Raw genomic sequence first — 16,892 nt, forward strand, 5'->3', positions numbered from 1 at the left:
GCGTCCGAGCGCACAGCGGTCCCCCGGTGCCGGCGCCTCCTTCGACCGGGCATGTTGGCCACGAACATCGCGGTTTGCCCGGCATTGGGTAAGATGAGCGCCGTGGCTGCTTCTGCCGAACCGACGGGCTCTGGGTCCGGCAGCCAGAGCAGCGGTTTTCCTCAAGTGTTCGGCAAGTACGTGCTGCTGCGCCCGATGGCGCGCGGTGGCATGGGCGAGCTGTTCTTGGCGGCCGCGGGCGAGACCGGCGGGTTCGAGAAGCTGTGCGTCGTCAAGAAGGTCCTGACCGAGCTCGAGGACGGCGGCGGGGTGCGCCGCCGGTTCCTCGACGAGGCCAAGGTCGTGGTCCGCCTCAACCACGCGAACTTGGTGCAGGTGTTCGACGCCGGCCGGGTCGCCGACGACTACTACCTGTCGATGGAGCTGGTCGAGGGCAAGGACCTGCGCGGGGTCTGGAACCGCTGCGCCCAGCTTCATCGCCGGATCCCGGTCGAGTTCGCGACCTTCGTTGTCCGCGAGCTGTGCCGCGCGCTCGAGTACGTCCACGACGCGATGAGCCTCGACCTGGTCCACCGCGACATCTCACCGCCCAACATCATGGTCAGCTACCACGGCCAGATCAAAGTCACGGACTTTGGTCTGGCGACCCACGCGATCAAGCAAGAGCTGACCAACCCCGGGGTCGTGTTTGGACGCTACAGCTACCTGTCTCCCGAGCAAGCGCGCGGCCTGCCGGCTGACCGCCGCACAGACATCTACGCCGCGGGCATCGTGTTGTGGGAGATGCTGACCGGCCGGCAGCTGTTTCCGGCTGACCGTCACCAAGCGCTGGGTGCCAGCGCCCTGTCCGAGCTGCGCAACCCCAAGATCAAGGCGCCGTCGTCGATCGTGCCCGGGATCCCCGATGGCCTCGACGAGGTCGTGGTCAAGGCGCTGGCGGTCGAGCGCGAGGATCGGTTTCAGACCGCCGGTGAGTTCAAGGTCGCGCTGTCCGAGGTGCTCACCCGCCACCACCCCAGCTGCGATGTCGATCGGGTGGCCACGTTCATGCGCGACATCTTCGCGCGGGAGTATCGGATCGAGTCGCAGGACTACGCGAGCTACTCGCGCGAAGACTTCTCGCCGATCCGGGCGCAGGCGTCGATCGACGAGTCCGAGACGCTGAGCATCAGCGACGCGATCAGCTTGGCCAGCACCACGCCCACGCCCAAGCCCAAGCCCGGATCCAGTCGCGTGCAAAGTGGCGAGCTGAACCCAACGGTGAGCGACCGGCAACAGGGCGGCACATCCAGCATTCCGCTCGACGACGGCGACATCGACGAGCTCGAGTCCAGCAAGATCCACACCGGCTGGGACGGCGGGCCCACGCCAGCGGAGCTGGCCGAAGCAGCGGCCGCACGCGTCGACACCGTGGTCGGCAAGCGCTACCGCGTGGATCGTTTGCTCGGTGTCGGTGGCATGGGGGCGGTGTTCGCCGCGACTCACCTCGCGCTTGGCAAGACCTACGCCCTGAAGATCCTGCACGAGGCCTACGGCCGCGATCCCGACATCATTGATCGCTTCATGCGTGAGGCTCGGGCGGCCACGCAGACTGGCCACCCCAACATCATCGACGTCCTCGACATCGGCACGATGGACGAGGGTGATCTCTACTTCGTGATGGAGCTGCTCGACGGCACGGACCTCGGCACCGTCATTCGGCAGTCGGGGCCGCTGGCGGTCCGTCGCGCCGTGCACGTGGGTCGGCAGATCTGCCGGGCCCTGGCCGCGGCCCACGAGGCTGGGATCATCCATCGTGATCTGAAGTCCGAGAACATCGTGCTGATCGTCAAGGGCAGCGACCCGGACTTCGTCAAGGTCCTCGACTTTGGGATCTGCAAGCACATCAACTCGATCAACCCGTCCCAGACCAGCCCCGGCATGGTCATGGGCTCGCCGGCCTACATGGCCCCCGAGCAAGCCGCGGGGGCGGCCGCCGACGTCAAGTCCGACGTCTACGCGCTCGGCACGATCCTGTTCGAGATGTTGACCGGGCACCTGCCGTTCACCGGGCGCAACGCGATCGCCGTGCTCATGAAGAAGGGCAGCGACGAAGCGCCAAGCGTGGCCGAGCTGCGCCCCGAGGTCCCGGCGCCGCTCGTTGAGGTGGTCGCGCGCTGTCTGGATCTGGATCTCGAGCGTCGGCCCGACTCCATGAAGTCGCTCGAGTACGAGCTGACCCGCGCGATCGAAGGTCGCGCGTCAGCGGTCGCGGCGGTCATGGGCTTGCAGCTCGACGCCGAAGCGGCGGCCTCGGCCTCGGGCTCGGGGCCGCAACAGCGCGCGCTGGGTCCTCCACCCGCGGAGGCTTCAATCACCGAGGTGCCGGCGAAGCTCGTCACCGTTCACGATCAAGCGATGCACGCGGCCGCGGCTGCACGCGTGGCGCAGGCCGCCGCTGGTTCGGGCGACAAGCCGCTGCAGACGCGCCAGCTTGGGTACGGCGTGTTGATCGGCGTGGCCTTGGTCGCCCTGACCGTGCTCGGGATCTGGGCGACCGGCCTTGGCGGGGGCTCGGGATCTGGCAGCGCGTCTGCAGACGGCCAGCAGGGCGCGAGCGAGGGTGGGCGAGCAGGCGAGGATGCTTCAGCTGACTCCGCCGCGCTGGGGGACACTGGCTCTGCGCAGGACACCGCGGGGCCTGAGGCGGACACCGCGGGCCCCGACACCGGTGGCCAAGCGACGGGCAACCCAGACGACGAGGTCGCTGCGATCGTGGCTCGTGCCGAGCAGGCGCTCGCCGAAGAGCGCTGGCGCGAACCACTGGCGAAGAGCCTGGCGTTCGAGATCCACAGCCTGAGCAACTCCGATCCCGGCCACGAGGCGATCGGCCGTCTGCGCCGCGGCGCCGAGCAGGTGCTGGGCCCGCGGGCCCGCAAGTCCGCCAAGGCCAAAGACTGGGAGCCAACTGCAGCCGCGTATCGCGACTTGCTGGCGATCTGGCCCGAGCACGCGGACGCGCGCGAGAATTTGCTCGAGGCGCTGCGCCAGCTCGCTCGTGAGCAGCGCGCCGACGCGAATTTTCTGGGCCTGCTCAGCACCGCCGACGAGCTGCTCAATCGCGATCCCGACATGTTCGTGGCGCTCAAGTATCGCGCCGAAGCCCTCGAGGGGCTCGAGCGCTGGAGCGAAGCGGTCCCCGCCTACCGCGAGGCCATGCGCGCGCGTCCAGCCAACAAGGACGTGAAGAAGGCCTATCGAAAAGCGCTGCGGGAGCTCACCGCGCAAGAGCACGACGGCGACAAGTAAAAGCGCCGCCACCTCGATGATGCGAGGTGGCGACGCGCGCCATTCGTTCGATAGGTCGGTGGGTTTGTTGACGCTCGGGCAGCGGGGGCTGCTCAGATGTCGAAGGACAGGAAGATCATCTTGTCGATGAACTCGCCGCGGATGCCGATCATGCTGGCGTGCTTCTTGGCGACCGAACCGCCGACATCGACTCCACCTGGCTTGAGCACCTCGCCCTCGATCTCATCGTCGATCCCGAAGATGATCTCGCGGTCGGGGCCGACATTCTTGACGGTGGCGCCCTCGTCATTGGTGGTCGCGGGGGCGGCGAGGGCGACGGTGGGGAGGAAGAGGAGGGCGGCGCACAGGGGGAGCAGGTACTTGGTCATGGTGGGGGTCGTCTCCGGGGGGTGACAACGAGTTGGATTCGCGTGCGGTCTTGGGTGGGCGGAACAAATTTGGGTTTGGCGATGCGCAGCTGCGATCACGTCGGGGAAGCCCTGGGGGTGGGCGTGAACTTGACGGAGGAGAGCCCGGCGGGCTCCGAGGGTCCCTCGGAGCGAAACCACTCACCGGGGGCATGTGGTGTGTCGGTCTTCTGGTAGTACGAGTGACCTTCACCGCTTCGATTGGGTCTAATACGCCGTGAATTTTCGCTCCGAGGGACCCTCGGAGCCCTGGTTGCCGGGCCGTCGTTTTGCAACCGGTGGCTCCGCTGCGGTTTGAGGGGGGCGAACCGTCTGGCGGATGACGGTGGTTGAGGGCGTGGTTGTGACGGAGGAGAGCCCGGCGGGCTCCGAGGGTCCCTCGGAGCGAAACCACTCACCGGGGGCATGTGGTGTGTCGGTCTTCTGGTAGTACGAGTGACCTTCACCGCTTCGATTGGGTCTAATACGCCGTGAATTTTCGCTCCGAGGGACCCTCGGAGCCCTGGTTGCCGGGCCGTCGTTTTGCAACCGGTGGCTCCGCTGTGGTCGGGGGGGGCCCAAACACGGTGGGGGTGTGGGGCCCAAACACGGTGGGGGTGTGGGGCCCAAACACGGTGGGGGTGGGGGCCAACTACGAAGGGGGCTAGGCGTTGACGAACAAGTTCAGGACCAAGAACGCCAGGAGCACGACGGTCAGCAGTAGCACCGTTGTTCCTACGCCCCAGCGTTGGTAGCGGGCGTTCTTGCCTACGCTGCCTCCGGCTCCAAACTCGCGGGCGGCCATTCGTGGGAGGCCTTGGATCAGGCCTTGGTGGATTGGCTCGAGCGCTAGCAGGAGGGGGCGGAATACCCACTGCCACAGGGCGGGGAACATCCTTCGGTAGATCCAGTCGGCGTCCAGGGTGATCGTTAGCGTTCGCTTGAGCCGGTCGAGCAGCACGAAGAACGCGAGCCCGGCGAACAGCAAGAGCTGAAGCTGGTTGATCACGTGGGCGTAGGTGAACGCGTGGTAGAGGTCGCCGCCGTCGGGGCGCTGGAACGGTAGGATGTCGTAGAGGGGCTCGGGGTAGACACCCAGGGCGATGCACAGCGCGGCGAACAAGACCATCGCCCACTTCATGTTGCTGGGGGGGTCGAGCTTGCGATCGTCGTTCTTGGGCGCGGGCTTTTGCAGGAACACGAACCAGGGGAACTTGATCCCCGCGTGCAAGAACACGCCGGCCGAGGCGGCGACGAGCACGAACCACGCGACGCTTGGGTGCAGGAGGCTGTCCCACACGACTTGGCCGTTGAGCTCGGTGACGGGGGCCCACAGCTCGGTCATGGCGGCGGCGTCGGTGATCATCGACTTGGTCGTGAACCCGGAGGTCAACGGCACCGCGGAGATCGCTAGCGCGCCAATGATCCCGCACCACATGGTGATCGGCATGGCCTTGTAGAGCCCGCCAAGATCGGTGCACTTGCGCTTGCCGGTCATGAACAGGACCGAGCCGGCCGACATCAAGAGCAGGGCCTTGTAGATGATGTGGGCGAAGGCGTGGGCGGTGGCGCCGTTGACCGACAGGCCGGTGCCAATTCCGACCGCGCAGACCATGAACCCGACCTGGTTGATGATCGAGTAGGCCAGGATCCGGCGCATGTCGTTCTCGAGGATCGCGTAGACGATCCCGTAGACGGCCATGAGGCAGCCAACCCAGACCAGGATGTTGCAGCCGGCGAACAGCACCAAGAGCACGTAGACCGAGGTCTTGGTCGTGAACGCGGACAAGAACACGGTGCCCGATGGCGAGGCTTCGGGGTAGGCGTCGGGGAGCCACGAGCCCAGCGCGGGGGCGCCCGCGTTGATGAGGATCCCGATCAGCATCAGGATCGAGCCGGGCGTCTCGAGCGAAGGGACCAACCATGCGCGGCCGCCCTCGGCGATCATGCGCACGGGATCGACGAGGTCGCCGCCAAGCACCATCTTGGGCAGCAGGATCGAGCCGGTGCTCTGCACGTGCAGCGCGATGCCGGCCATCATGATCGCGCCGCCGACCAAGTGCGCGTTGACGTAGCGGCGACCAGACTTGCGGGCGGCCTCGGTGTTGCCAGCCCAGACCACCAGGGTCGAGCCGATCGCCATCAGCTCCCAGAACATGAACAAGGTGATCAGATCACCGGCGAAGGTCACGCCGATCGCAGCGCCCGCGTAGAGCATGGCGCCGCTGAGCTCGACGCGGCGATCTTGATTGAAGGCGAACAGCGCCCCGCCGAAGGCCATCAGCGCGAAGATCGTTGCGAAGGCCTTGGTCGGCACGTTGAACTGCGCGATGACCAGGTCGTAGTCGAGCCAGTGCTGGACGATCCGCCCGTTCTCTGGGAACAGCCAGATCATCGCCAGAGCCGCGAGCGGGGCCAGCAGCGACCAGCCCTTGTGGGCCTTGCCGGGCGTGACCGCGGTCAGCAGCGCGCCAATGATCAGCACCAAGCCAGGCGGGAAGCTAGCGGCCATCGGGGAGCCTCCTGCCCTTGGCGTCGCGGGTGGGGTCGAGCGGCGAGCTGTCGTAGTAGGTGTCGGGCCGCATCAGGATCTTGCCGATCACCAGCTTGCTGCCCATGACCATGACCCAGCAGGTGGCGAACCCAAACACCGCGAAGAACACCGGCCAGCCGTCGACCACGAAGCGCGCCGCGTGGTGAGGATCGTGCTCGAGCAGGTGCACGAGCTCGAGCAGCTTGGGATCGAGCAGCAACAGCACGCCGAGCACCACATAAAAGCCAAGCCAGAGCTTGCGGATGGTCTTGGGGTCGTCCAGTTCCATGTGTGGCCCCCGCTTACTTGGGCATCGCGTCGGCCAGCATGCTGGCGTAGCCGGTGAAGAGATCGGGGTAGAAGAACAGGCCCACGGTGGCCGCGGCGGTGCAGGTCAGCGCGATGACGATCGGCAGCGGCGCCTCGCCGTGGTCGTGGTGATCATGATCATCACCGTGAGCGTGATCGCCGTGCTCTGGCGCGGGCGGCTTGCGGAAGAACGCCCGGTACACGATCGGCAGGAAGTACGCGGCGTTGAGCAGCGTGGAGGTGCACAGCACCGCGATCGCAAACCCGCTCTGGGCCGTCCACGCGCCCTGCATCAGGTACCACTTGGAGATGAACCCGCCGGTTGGCGGCAGCCCGATCATGGACAGGGTGCCGACCGTGAACGCGGCCATGGTCCACGGCATCTTGCGGCCGATCCCATCGAGCTCGGAGATCTTGGTCTTGTGCGCGGCCGTGTAGATTGAGCCGGCCGCAAAAAACAGCGTGATCTTGCCGAACGCGTGGGCGGCGATGTGGATCGCGGCGGCCCGCACCGAGATTGGCCACAGCAGCGCCGCGCCCAGCGTGATGTAGCTGAGCTGCGAGATCGTCGAGTAGGCCAGGCGCCGCTTGAGGTTGTCCTGAAACAGCGCGATGAAGCTGGCGATCACGATCGTGCCGCCCGCGGCGTAGAGCAGCCACCCGCCCTGATCGTAGAGCCGGAGCTGATCGACGCCGATGATGTAGATCGAGATCTTGCAGACCGAGAACACCCCAGCCTTGACCACGGCGACGGCGTGCAGCAGGGCCGAGACCGGGGTCGGGGCGACCATCGCGGCCGGCAGCCAGCGGTGCGAGGGCATCAGCGCGGCCTTGCCAACGCCGTACATGTACATGGCGAAGATCAGCCCAAACAGCGCCGGGCTCAGATCCCCGTTGGCGAGCGGCTGGGCGAACACGCCCCCTTGGGTGAAGTCCAGGGTGCCCGTGTACACGTAGGTGGCGACCATCGCGGGCAACATCAGGCACACCGAGGTGCCCATGAGGATGCCCAGGTAGGTGCGCCCAGCCTTGATCGCCTCGGGCGTGCCCTTGTGGGTGACCAGCGGAAAGGTCACCAGCGACAGGGCCTCATAGAACACGAACAGCGTGAACATGTTGGCCGAGAAGGCGATGCCCATCACGCTGGCGATCGACAGGGCGAAGCACACGTAGAAGCGGGTCTGGTGCTTCTCTTTGTTGCCGCGCATGTAGCCGATCGAGTAGATCGAATTGAGGATCCACAGCGAGCTGGCGATCATCGCGTAGATCATGCCCAGCGGCTCGAGGTGGAACGCCAGCGACATCCCGGGGACCACGTCGACGAGCGCCTCGGCCTTGCTTGGGGTCGCCTCGAGGAAGGCGTTGAGGTTGCCAACCACCCACAGCAACGCGACGGCGGTCAGGATCGTGACGCCCTCGCGCAGGTTGGGCCAGCGGCCGGCGGCGGCGATCAAGAACGCGCCGATCAGCGGGACCGCGATCGCCAGGATCGGGCTGAGCTGAAGCTCGAAGGTGGGGAGCCCCGCCAGTGCGATCATGCCGATCATCCGTGACCTCCGTTGAGCAGCAAGCTGGCGGCGGCTTGGGCGCTGTCGGCGGTCCAGGTCGCGTCAACGCCGAAGTACAGGCTGGCCCCGATCAGGATCCACATGGGGATCAGCATCGACAGCGGCGCTTCCTTCACGCGCTTGCTCGGGTCGTCGGGGGTGCCAAACCAGATGATCTCGACCAGCCGCCAGACGTAGATGATCGCCAGCACCCCGCCAAGCAGCACGACCCCGGCGACGCCCCAGTAGCCCTCCTGCATGGCGGCCTGGACCAGGTACCACTTCGAGATGAACCCCGAGGTCAGCGGCACGCCGATCAGGCCGCAGCCGCCTACGGTGAACGCGGCCATGGTCACCGGCATCTGCCGACCGATGCCCTTGAAGTCCTCGATCTTGGTGCCGCCCGTGCGCAGCGCGACCGCGCCGACGGCCATGAACATGCCGCCCTTGATGATCGCGTGGTTGAAGATGTGGATGACCGAGGCCGTGACCCCCGCGTGGTTGGCGAGCGAGAAGCCCAGCACGATGTAGGCGATCTGGCCGACCGAGGAGTAGGCCAGGACCTTCTTGACGTTCATCTGGCGGATCGCCGAGAGCGACGAGACCACGATGCCCAAGCACGCGCACAGGGCCAGCAGCTGAAGATCTGCGCTGGTGTCGTAGACGCCCCCGTAGATCGTGAACACAAACCGGAAGGTCATGTACACGCCGACCTTGGTGGCCGTGGCCGCGACCAGGGCCGAGACCGCCGAGGGCGCGTAGGTGTACGCGTTGGGCAGCCACAGGTGCAGCGGAAACAGGGCCATCTTGAGGCTGAGGCCGACCATCAAGAACGCGAAGCTGACGAACACCGTGCGGTTGTTGACCAGGTCGCCGGCCTCGCGCATGCGGACCAGCTGGTCGTGCATGTCGGTCATGTTGAGCGTGCCGGTGAGCATCAGCAGGTAGCCGATCCCGAGCAGGATGAAGGTTGCGCCGATGCTGCCGAGGATCAGGTACTTGAGGCTGGCGACGAGGGCCCGGCGGTCACGATCGCCGCCAAGGGCGACCAGCGTGTAGACCGTGAGCGAGCTGATCTCGAGCAACACGTAGATGTTGAAGGTGTCGCCGGTGACCGTGATGCCGATCAGCCCGGCGATTGCCAGCAACCACACGCTGTAGAACAGGTGGTGGCGATCGTTGGCGATCTCGGCCATCACGCTGTCCTTGGCGTAGACGGTGGTCAAGAACGCGATGATCGAGACGACCAGGATCACGTAGGCGTTGAGCGCGTCAACGCTGTAGCCGATCCCGTAGGCCTCGGGCCACGAGCCCAGCCGGTAGACCAGCGGCTCGGGGCTGGCGTGGACCTGCTGCAGCATCGCGGCCGCGCAGATCAGCATCAGGGCGGTGGTCAGCACCGACCAGGCCCACGCGATCACGCCGCCGCCGCGTTGGACCAGACCGGTGAACATGGCCAGCAGCCCGCCAAACAGCGGCAACAGCACGACCAGCACCGGGAGGTGCGCGCGAATGGATTCGGGGAGCTCGATGTCCATGGTCGGGCTCAGCTGTCGCGCTTGTCGGCCTCGAGGATCTCGTCTTCCTCGATGGTGCCGTACTTGCGTTGGATGGAGACGATGATCGCCACGGCCACGGCCAGGGTGCTCACGGACACGACGATCGCCGTCAGCATCAGCACGTGGGGCAGGGGGTTGTCGAACGGGCCGGTCTTGGCCGCGTCGGTCCAGATCGGCGCGACGCCGGAGGTGCCGTCGGGGCTCCGGTACACGCCCATGGTCACGTAGAACAAGAACACGCCGGTCTGAAACAGGCCGAGCGAGATCGCCTGCTTGAGCAGGTTGCGCCGGGCGATCACGCCGTAAAAGCCGATCATGATGATCACGATCGCCAGCCAGTAGTTGAAGTAGCCGAACGACTCCATCTAGCTGACCTCCCCCTTGCGCAAGGTGGCGCGTCGCTCACTGATCATCAGGTAGATCGTGACCATGACCGAGGCGACCGTGAGCCCGACGCCGTACTCGACCAGGCTCATGCCCAGCGCCTCGCCGTCGCCTGCGTGGTCGGGCTTGAGCATGCCGTAGTCCAAGAAGGTCCCGCCCCGCAGCACGCAGGCCAGCCCGACCCCGGCGTAGAGCAGCGCGCCCAGGGCCATGCACGCGTCGATGATCGAGGTGGGGATGCGTCGGCGCAGCTCGTCGGCGCCGAACACCAGCCCATAGAGGATGAACGCGGCCGCGACGATGACCCCGCCCTGGAACCCGCCGCCCGGGCCAAGCTCGCCGTGCAGGATGACGTAGCAGCCGAAGGTGAGGATGAAGGGGATCGTCATCTTCGCGATCACCCGAAGCAGCGTCTGCTGACTCATCTGCTCGCCGCCCGACTCGGGCTGATTGTTGGCCGCCATCAGGGCTCACCCCGCTTCGTCGAGCTGGACATGGGCACGCCTGGATCGCCCTCGCGGCGGCGCCGAAGCAGCAGCAGCAGGCTGACACCCGCGACGAAGATCACCGTGGTCTCGAACATCGTGTCGAACCCGCGGTAGGCCGCGAGCAGGCTGGTCACGGTGTTGGACGCGTGGCCGTTGAAGTCGTCGTCGGGGTGGCCCTCGTGGGGGTGCCCCTTGTCGCGCGGCGCGGCAGACTCGTGCTTGCCGACGGTCTGATCGAGCAGGCGTGGGACCCGGTAGGTGTGGATCGGCGCGTTGGGGTCGCCGAACTTGGGCATGTCGGAGGTGCCGTAGATCAGCACCAGCCCGGTCGCCACGCAGACCAGCAGCGCGGGCAGGTGAAGGGTGGGCTCTCGCTTGGCGAAGCGCTTGGTCAGCACCAGCGCGCCAAGCAGCAAGATCGTCGAGATCCCTGCGCCGACGGCAGCCTCGGTGAAGGCCACGTCGAGCGCGTGCATGTTCGTCCACACCAGCGCCATCAGCAGGCTGTAGACGCCCGCGAGGATCGTGGCCGAGAGCATGCTGCGCACGTTGATGACCGCGAGCGCCGTCGCGGCGACCAGCACCAGCAAGAAGACGTCGAGGATCAGGACGGGGTTGTTCACGAGTCGTCCTCCTCCGCGACGGTCTCTCGCACGTTGAGCACGGGACCCGGCTCTTCTTCGAGCGGCTCCGCGATGTCGCCCACGACCACGATCTCCGCCACGCGCGAGGTCCCGGCCGCGTCGTCGGGCTCTTGGTCGAAGGGCAGCCGGGTGTAGCGATCGAGGCGCGCGGCCTTGGAGATCGCGTGGGTCGCCGTGGGCGCGGTCAGGAACAGCAGCGCGGACAGCAGCGCGAGCTTGAGGATGATGTTGGCGAAGCCGATCCATTGATCGGCGTGGCTGTTGTCCTCAGTTGGCCAGGCGTTGATCAGCTGCTGCCCCGCGAGCAGCACCAGGCCGAACAAGATCAGCCCCTGCGCGAGGGTGTCTGACTTTCCGGCCGGGTGCAGGCGCGTATAAAAGTCTGGCATCCGCAGCACGCCGATCGCGCCGGTCAGCGCGAACACGCAGCCGCCCAGCATGAAGATCCCGCCAAGGATCTCGAGCACGCTCACTAGCTCAGCCTCCGGTACTGGATGTACTTGAGAATCGCGATCGTCGCGACGAAGTTGATCAGCGCGTAGACGATCGACGTGTCCAAGAAGAAGCTGGGGTTGCCGCGCGGCATGTCCAAGAACGCGATGCAGGCGACCAGCACGACGGTCTTGGTGCCCATCGCGTTGACCGCCAAGATCCGGTCGAACACGGTCGGGCCACGCAGGGCCCGGATCAGGAGCAGCACGGCGCCGGTCAGCAGCACCAGGCAGGTCGCCAGCACCACGTAGGAGGTGGGCGAGTGGCCAGAGCTGCCCACGCTCGCCACCGCCAGACCTGGCCCCATCACGTGGCCCATCACGTGGCCCATCACTTGGCCTCCTGGGGGGCCTGGCCTTCGACGGCGAGCACCCGGCGGTGCATCTCGCCGCTGAGAAGATCTTCAGCGGCTTCCTTGGTCAGCGCGTGAACCAGCAGCTCGTCCTTGCCGATGTCGACCGTGACCGTGCCCGGCGTCAGGGTGATCGAGTTCATGTAGGTTGCGACGCCGTAGGCCGTGCGCAGCTGGTTGGGCACGCGGATCATTCGCGGCTGGATGTCGAGCGGGCCGATCTTCCACACGCGCTTGAGCACGTCGATGTTGGCCAGCACGATCTGCCAGGTCAGCCAGGGCACGTACTTGAGCGTGCGCGGCCACCAGCGGTAGGGCATGCCCTCGTCGTCGACGATGCCCAGCCGCTTGGCCAACAAGGTGATCGCCGCGCTGCAGACGACCCCGGCCCCCATCAAGAACGCGCTGTGGATCTGGCCCGAGAGGACCGTATAGAAGGCCATCAGCGAGACAAACAGGATCCAGGCGTGCATGGGTCTCGAGGAGCGCGGCTCAGGCGAGTGGGGCGGTCTGGGTTCCGGCCCGGGGTGCCGGTGTGGGATCGCTTGACCCAGGCGCACGGCATGGTACGCCCGCGAAGCCCCCAAGTGCTAGTGTCTGGATCGCTGTGATTCTGAGCAGCAGACCAAAGGGTGCCTGCAAGCGGCCAGAAGCTGACCCGCGCCGCCAAAGTGATCTCGCGTGCGACAATCTCTTCGCACTTCGGCGCGTCCGCGCGGCCGATCTGAGCCGCTGGACTCGACCGAGGCCAAGGAGCCGCCGATGTTGGTTCGCTGGCTGGCCAACGGGCGGGGTGATGCGCTGCGCCACCTCGGGTGGGCGCAGCTGGTCCGACGGCTCGCGGATCGCCTGCGCACCGATATCGCCCGGTCCCGGGTCCACGACGATCTCGAGGCCATGGAGCGGCTGCTGGGGCTGCTCGGCGACGAAGGCGAGGCTCTCAGCCCGCGGCAGCTCGCGGCGCTCGACCGGCTGCCGGCGCTGCGGCCCGAGACCGAGCGTGCCGCCGCCCAGGCCCGGCTCGACGAGCTGGTGGGGATCGAGGCGCTGTGGCTGCTCGACGATCTGGGCGGCGGGGCCAACATCGCGGCGGCCTTGTCCCAGCTCGAGGATCTCGAAGAGAGCCTGGCGGTCGCGCGAGGTGGCGCCTTGCTCAGCGTGGTCGAGCTGATCGGCGTGGCCGAGCTGTGCCGCGCCTGCGCCCTGCTGGCGGCCGCGTTCGAGCAGGCCGAGCGGCGCGAGGCCAGCGGGGCGTTGGGGGTGGAGCAGGTGCGGGGCTTGCGTGCGTGTGCGGCACGCCTGGGCCCCGGCCCGATCGAGGTCTGCGCCGCGCTGCTGACCGAGCTCGACCGCGCGATCGATCGACGCCCCGAGGTCCCGCAGATCTCGGCCGACGCGAGCCCAGCCCTGGCCGCGGCGCGCAAGCAGGTTCGCGCGGCCAAGCAGCGGCTGCAGACCCACGCCGAGCGGCTGCTGCGAAACCCCACCATCGCCGAGTGTCTGCGCGACAACTACCTCAGTGAGCGCGACGGTCGGATCGTGCTGCCGGTCCGCAGCGATCGGCTGGGGGCGGTGCGCGAGCGCGGGGCGATCATTCATGGTTCCAGCGCGACCGGGCAGACCTTTTATTTGGAGCCAGCCAGCCTGGTCGAAGACAACAACGCCCTGCGCGAGGCCGAGCTCGCGGCCGTGGAAGAAGAGCGCAAGATCCTGCGGGCGCTGTCGACCAAGGTGGCGGAGCGCGCGACGAGCTTGCGCGGCATGCAGCGGGCCTGCGTCGAGCTGGACTTCATGTTGGCCCGCCAAGCTCTCGGTGAGCAGCTTGGTGGCGTGATTCCGATCTTGCACCCGCCCAACGGGCTAGAGGGTCCAGAGGGGTCGGTTGCCCATGGGCGCCCCGCGATCGATCTGCGGGCCGCTCGGCATCCGCTGTTGCTGCTCGATGGCGTCGAGGTGGTGCCCAACGACATCGTGCTCGACCGGGGCCACGCGCTGGTCGTCAGTGGGCCCAACGCGGGCGGCAAGACCGTCGCGCTCAAGACCCTGGGGATGTTGGCGCTGATGGCCGCGGCTGGGATCGCGCTGCCGTGTGAGGGCCAGCCCCGGCTCCCGGTGTTCTCGGCGCTGATCACCGACGTCGGCGACGATCAGTCGATCACCGCCAACCTCTCGACCTTCTCGGCCCACGTCGGCCACGTCCGCGAGGCCCTGCAGGCCGCGGCGGATCAGGGGCCCGGCACGCTGGTGTTGCTCGACGAGGTCGCGGTTGGCACCGACCCCGAGCAGGGCGCGGCGCTGGCCGAGGCGATCCTCGTGGCCCTCGTCAACGCCGGCGCGACGGTGGTGGTGACCACCCACTACGACCGGCTCAAGCTGCTGGCGACCCAGCCCGCGACCTCCGCTCGGTTCCACAACGCCGCGGTCGGCTTCGACATCGCGCGCATGCGCCCAACCTTTCGCCTGAGCCTTGGCGTGCCGGGCAGCTCCAGCGCGATCGCGGTCGCGCGCCGGCTGGGCCTGCCCGAGGCGGTGCTGACCCAGGCCGAGGCGCTGCTCGGCGACGAGGGCGTGAAGATCGACGAGCTGCTGCGCGACATCGAGGCCGAGCGGCAGTCGCTGGCCCGCACCCGCGAGCGGCTCGAGCGGGATCAGCTGCGTCTGCGCCAGCAGGACAACGAGGTCAGGATTCGCGAGCGGCGCTTGCTCGAGGGCGTGCGCAGCCGCAAGGCCAAGGCCTACATGGCCGCGGTCGAGCAGCTGCGCGCGCTCGAGGTCGAGCTCAAGACCAAGCGCAAGCACCTGCGTCGCCAAGATCCAGATCAGGTCGAGCAGCTGCCCACCCGGGCCGAGCTCGCTGGCGAAGCTCGCAGCACCCTCGCCAAGCACCGGGCCAGCAGCGACGCAGAGGCCGTGACCGAGGCCGCGGCCGCGCGCGCGCTCGCGGGGGTCGTGGGCATTGATCCGCGCACGCTGGCGATCGGTGATCGGGTCCAGGTGTTGAGCATGAAGCAAGAGGGCGAGGTCGTCGCGCTGTCGGGCAATCCCCCCAAGAAGGCGACCGTCCAGCTCGCAACCCTGCGGACCACGGTCAAGCTGCGCGACTTGAGCCGGCCTCCGTCGCCCGAGCTCGGGCGCAAGCTGGCCCGCAAGCCTGGCAAGGCTGACCCGATCCTCGACTTTCAGGCCGTGATCCAAGCCCAGGCGCAGGCCCACTTTGGCGAGGGCGCGGTCGCGTTGAAGACCAGCGTCGACAACGTCTGCGATGTCAGGGGCCAGCGCTATGAAGACGCCCAAGATCGTGTCGCGGACTTCGTCGCAACCGCGCTCGCGCGGGATCAGGACGTCGTGATGATCCGCCACGGGCACGGCGGCGGGGCGGTGCGCAAGGCGGTTCGTGAGCTGCTCGCCCGCCACGAGAGCGTTCGGCGTCAGCGGCCAGGCTTGCCGGCCGAAGGGGGCGACGCGGTCACGGTTGCCTGGCTGCAATAGGAGGGCCCGGGGTGTCCCTCACTCGCGGTCGCCGCCACTACGATGGCGGCTGTCGTGAGCACCCAAGCCGTCATCCCCATCCCCGTCTGTTCTGATGAAGCGCTGCTCGAGCGTTGGCGGGCGGGTGATCGCCGCGCGGGCGACGTGCTCGTGACGCGACACGTCGGCGCTGTGCGATCGTTCTTTCGAGTGCGCGTGAGCGGCCCCGATAGTGAGGATCTGGTCCAGGAGACCCTGTCTCGCTTGACTCGCGCGATTCGTGGGTTCGAGGCGCGGTCGAAATTTCGCACGTATGTGATGAGCATCGCGCACAACACCCTCAATGACCATCTGCGCAGAAGCTACAGGCGAATCTGCTTCGAGGGCCTCGACGACAGCGAGGGTGAGCCGGCGATCGCCGAGCAGGCCTTGCTCGAGCGAGAACGTCACGCGCTGGCGCTCGCGTGTGTGCGGCGGCTCTCAGATGACCATCGCGAGCTGGTGGAGCGCTTTTACTGGCAGGACACCAGCGCCCGGGAGATCGGCCGCGAGAAGGGGATTCCGGCAGGCACCATCCGCCGCCGCCTGTTCGAGACCCGCGCGTGCCTGGAGAAATTATATCGCGAAGCGAGCCCCGAGACCCTGCGCGGCGTGGCCGAGCTCGAGCTCGATCAGGTCCGCAGCTTCATCAGCGCTGGCACGGTGGCCTGACCCGCGCAGGCAGAGCCCCCTCGAATTATCGCAGACGCGAAGCGGCCGCCTTGGTGATCACCAAGGCGGCCGTGGTCTTTGCGACCGCTCAGCGCGGCATGTGAACGAACATGTGGTTGTGCCTGGTGTCCACGATTGGGGTGTCGTCAATTTCATGCGACTTGGTCTGCGACTCGAGAGACGACAAATTCATGCCGTCTCGGTGAGTTCTAAGCAATACTGGGTAAATTTGGTCGACCCAGGCGAAGTCGTCGAATGTGGGCTGCAGCTGCGTGATCACTTTGAGGCGCGCACGCTGGATTCGTTTGCGGCGGTTGGTGTCGCCCTGTTCGAGGGTTCGGGGGGTGCTGTCGTCGGGGCTGTCGTCAGTCAATGAAAACTGCGCGAGCATGCCAAACACCTCGAGAATCAGCAGATCACACGCAGCCTGATTGGCCGCGACGCTGGCCTGTGGATTGACGATCGCGGTGTCAAAATAGGCGAGGACCGCGAAGCAGTAGTCGATCGTCAGGCGCAGCGGCCCGCCAGGCACGGCGATGCATTCGAGCAAGCTGGCCGTGCTGGCGTGCCAGCTCACGGCGCGACGAAACGCGGGGTCCCGCCGCCGCTCGCGGTTGCCCCCGCCAGACAGGCCTTTGCGGAGGTCGCGCGCGACCGCGAACCACGCCTCGACCTCGAAGTCCGCGAGCGAGACGAGGTGACCGAGCACGCGCCGGCTCTGGATCGCTTGC

The 16,892-nt window shown here is 67.2% G+C and carries 15 protein-coding genes; 3 read left to right on the plus strand and 12 right to left on the minus strand.

The annotated features are described in order from the left end of the window. The first annotated feature begins 102 nt into the window (after positions 1-102). Entirely contained in the window at positions 103-3,288 is a 3,186-nt protein-coding gene (locus DB30_RS36035; protein WP_165704097.1) for a serine/threonine-protein kinase, read from the plus strand. Between the two features lie 92 nt (positions 3,289-3,380). Here the strand turns inward: DB30_RS36035 and DB30_RS36040 are convergent, their stop codons facing one another. From DB30_RS36040 to DB30_RS36090, 11 genes are all read right to left on the minus strand, one after another. After that, positions 3,381-3,656, minus strand: a complete 276-nt coding sequence (locus DB30_RS36040; protein WP_052557818.1) for a hypothetical protein — start codon at positions 3,654-3,656, stop codon at positions 3,381-3,383. 682 nt (positions 3,657-4,338) lie between these two features. Next, a complete protein-coding gene (locus tag DB30_RS36045) occupies positions 4,339-6,186 on the minus strand; it encodes a Na(+)/H(+) antiporter subunit D (RefSeq protein ID WP_052557820.1) in 1,848 nt (615 codons plus the stop codon). Continuing rightward, a complete protein-coding gene (locus DB30_RS36050; protein ID WP_052557822.1) occupies positions 6,176-6,496 on the minus strand; it encodes a hypothetical protein in 321 nt (106 codons plus the stop codon). The genes DB30_RS36045 and DB30_RS36050 overlap by 11 nt, the downstream gene beginning before the upstream one ends. 13 nt (positions 6,497-6,509) lie before the next feature. After that, positions 6,510-8,054 carry a monovalent cation/H+ antiporter subunit D family protein gene (locus DB30_RS36055; RefSeq protein WP_052557847.1) on the minus strand — a complete coding sequence of 515 codons (1,545 nt, stop codon included), beginning with the start codon at positions 8,052-8,054 and terminating at the stop codon, positions 6,510-6,512. Between the two features lie 5 nt (positions 8,055-8,059). Continuing rightward, complete coding sequence (locus tag DB30_RS36060) at positions 8,060-9,601, minus strand: monovalent cation/H+ antiporter subunit D family protein (protein ID WP_052557824.1); 1,542 nt, start codon at positions 9,599-9,601, stop codon at positions 8,060-8,062. An 8-nt stretch (positions 9,602-9,609) separates the two neighbouring features. Further along, positions 9,610-9,987 carry a cation:proton antiporter subunit C gene (locus tag DB30_RS36065; protein WP_052557826.1) on the minus strand — a complete coding sequence of 126 codons (378 nt, stop codon included), beginning with the start codon at positions 9,985-9,987 and terminating at the stop codon, positions 9,610-9,612. Then, positions 9,988-10,470, minus strand: coding sequence for a Na(+)/H(+) antiporter subunit B (locus DB30_RS36070; protein WP_205633139.1), 483 nt, complete (start codon positions 10,468-10,470; stop codon positions 9,988-9,990). It lies immediately after the preceding gene. Beyond that, positions 10,470-11,117 (minus strand): hydrogen gas-evolving membrane-bound hydrogenase subunit E, encoded by a 648-nt coding sequence (gene mbhE / locus DB30_RS36075; RefSeq protein WP_052557828.1) that lies wholly within the window; start codon positions 11,115-11,117, stop codon positions 10,470-10,472. Before mbhE ends, DB30_RS36070 begins: the two co-directional genes overlap by 1 nt. Then, complete coding sequence (mnhG, locus tag DB30_RS36080; RefSeq protein WP_052557830.1) at positions 11,114-11,611, minus strand: monovalent cation/H(+) antiporter subunit G; 498 nt, start codon at positions 11,609-11,611, stop codon at positions 11,114-11,116. Before mnhG ends, mbhE begins: the two co-directional genes overlap by 4 nt. Further along, the gene (locus DB30_RS36085; RefSeq protein WP_205633140.1) at positions 11,611-11,961 is read right to left on the minus strand and encodes an MrpF/PhaF family protein; all 351 of its coding nucleotides are present in this window, start codon (positions 11,959-11,961) and stop codon (positions 11,611-11,613) included. Before DB30_RS36085 ends, mnhG begins: the two co-directional genes overlap by 1 nt. Then, positions 11,961-12,455: a Na+/H+ antiporter subunit E gene (locus tag DB30_RS36090; protein ID WP_052557832.1), complete on the minus strand. Its 495-nt coding sequence runs from the start codon at positions 12,453-12,455 to the stop codon at positions 11,961-11,963. The genes DB30_RS36085 and DB30_RS36090 overlap by 1 nt, the downstream gene beginning before the upstream one ends. Positions 12,456-12,744: 289 nt before the next feature. Here DB30_RS36090 and DB30_RS36095 point away from each other — a divergent pair, with 289 nt between their 5' ends. Next, on the plus strand, positions 12,745-15,471 hold the full coding sequence (locus DB30_RS36095; RefSeq protein ID WP_052557834.1) for an endonuclease MutS2: 2,727 nt from the start codon (positions 12,745-12,747) through the stop codon (positions 15,469-15,471). Positions 15,472-15,525: 54 nt separating this feature from the next. Next, on the plus strand, positions 15,526-16,161 hold the full coding sequence (locus DB30_RS36100) for an RNA polymerase sigma factor (RefSeq protein ID WP_165704098.1): 636 nt from the start codon (positions 15,526-15,528) through the stop codon (positions 16,159-16,161). Positions 16,162-16,249: 88 nt separating this feature from the next. On the opposite strand, the gene DB30_RS36105 is transcribed toward DB30_RS36100, so the two are convergent. Further along, positions 16,250-16,892, minus strand: a 643-nt coding sequence (locus tag DB30_RS36105; protein WP_205633141.1) for a hypothetical protein, incomplete at its 5' end; no start/stop codon positions are given.

Source organism: Enhygromyxa salina, assembly GCF_000737335.2.
GTDB lineage: Bacteria > Myxococcota_A > Polyangia > Nannocystales > Nannocystaceae > Plesiocystis > Plesiocystis salina_C.

Excerpts from the sequence above, each read along its gene's own strand:
- DB30_RS36065 (WP_052557826.1), bottom strand. The coding sequence starts at position 9,987 with ATGGAGTCGTTCGGCTACTTCAACTACTGGCTGGCGATCGTGATCATC.
- DB30_RS36050 (WP_052557822.1), bottom strand. The coding sequence starts at position 6,496 with ATGGAACTGGACGACCCCAAGACCATCCGCAAGCTCTGGCTTGGCTTT.
- DB30_RS36060 (WP_052557824.1), bottom strand. The coding sequence starts at position 9,601 with ATGGACATCGAGCTCCCCGAATCCATTCGCGCGCACCTCCCGGTGCTG.
- DB30_RS36070 (WP_205633139.1), bottom strand. The coding sequence starts at position 10,470 with ATGGCGGCCAACAATCAGCCCGAGTCGGGCGGCGAGCAGATGAGTCAG.
- DB30_RS36085 (WP_205633140.1), bottom strand. The coding sequence starts at position 11,961 with ATGGGCCACGTGATGGGCCACGTGATGGGGCCAGGTCTGGCGGTGGCG.
- DB30_RS36045 (WP_052557820.1), bottom strand. The coding sequence starts at position 6,186 with ATGGCCGCTAGCTTCCCGCCTGGCTTGGTGCTGATCATTGGCGCGCTG.
- DB30_RS36040 (WP_052557818.1), bottom strand. The coding sequence starts at position 3,656 with ATGACCAAGTACCTGCTCCCCCTGTGCGCCGCCCTCCTCTTCCTCCCC.
- DB30_RS36055 (WP_052557847.1), bottom strand. The coding sequence starts at position 8,054 with ATGATCGCACTGGCGGGGCTCCCCACCTTCGAGCTTCAGCTCAGCCCG.
- DB30_RS36095 (WP_052557834.1), top strand. The coding sequence starts at position 12,745 with ATGTTGGTTCGCTGGCTGGCCAACGGGCGGGGTGATGCGCTGCGCCAC.
- DB30_RS36090 (WP_052557832.1), bottom strand. The coding sequence starts at position 12,455 with ATGCACGCCTGGATCCTGTTTGTCTCGCTGATGGCCTTCTATACGGTC.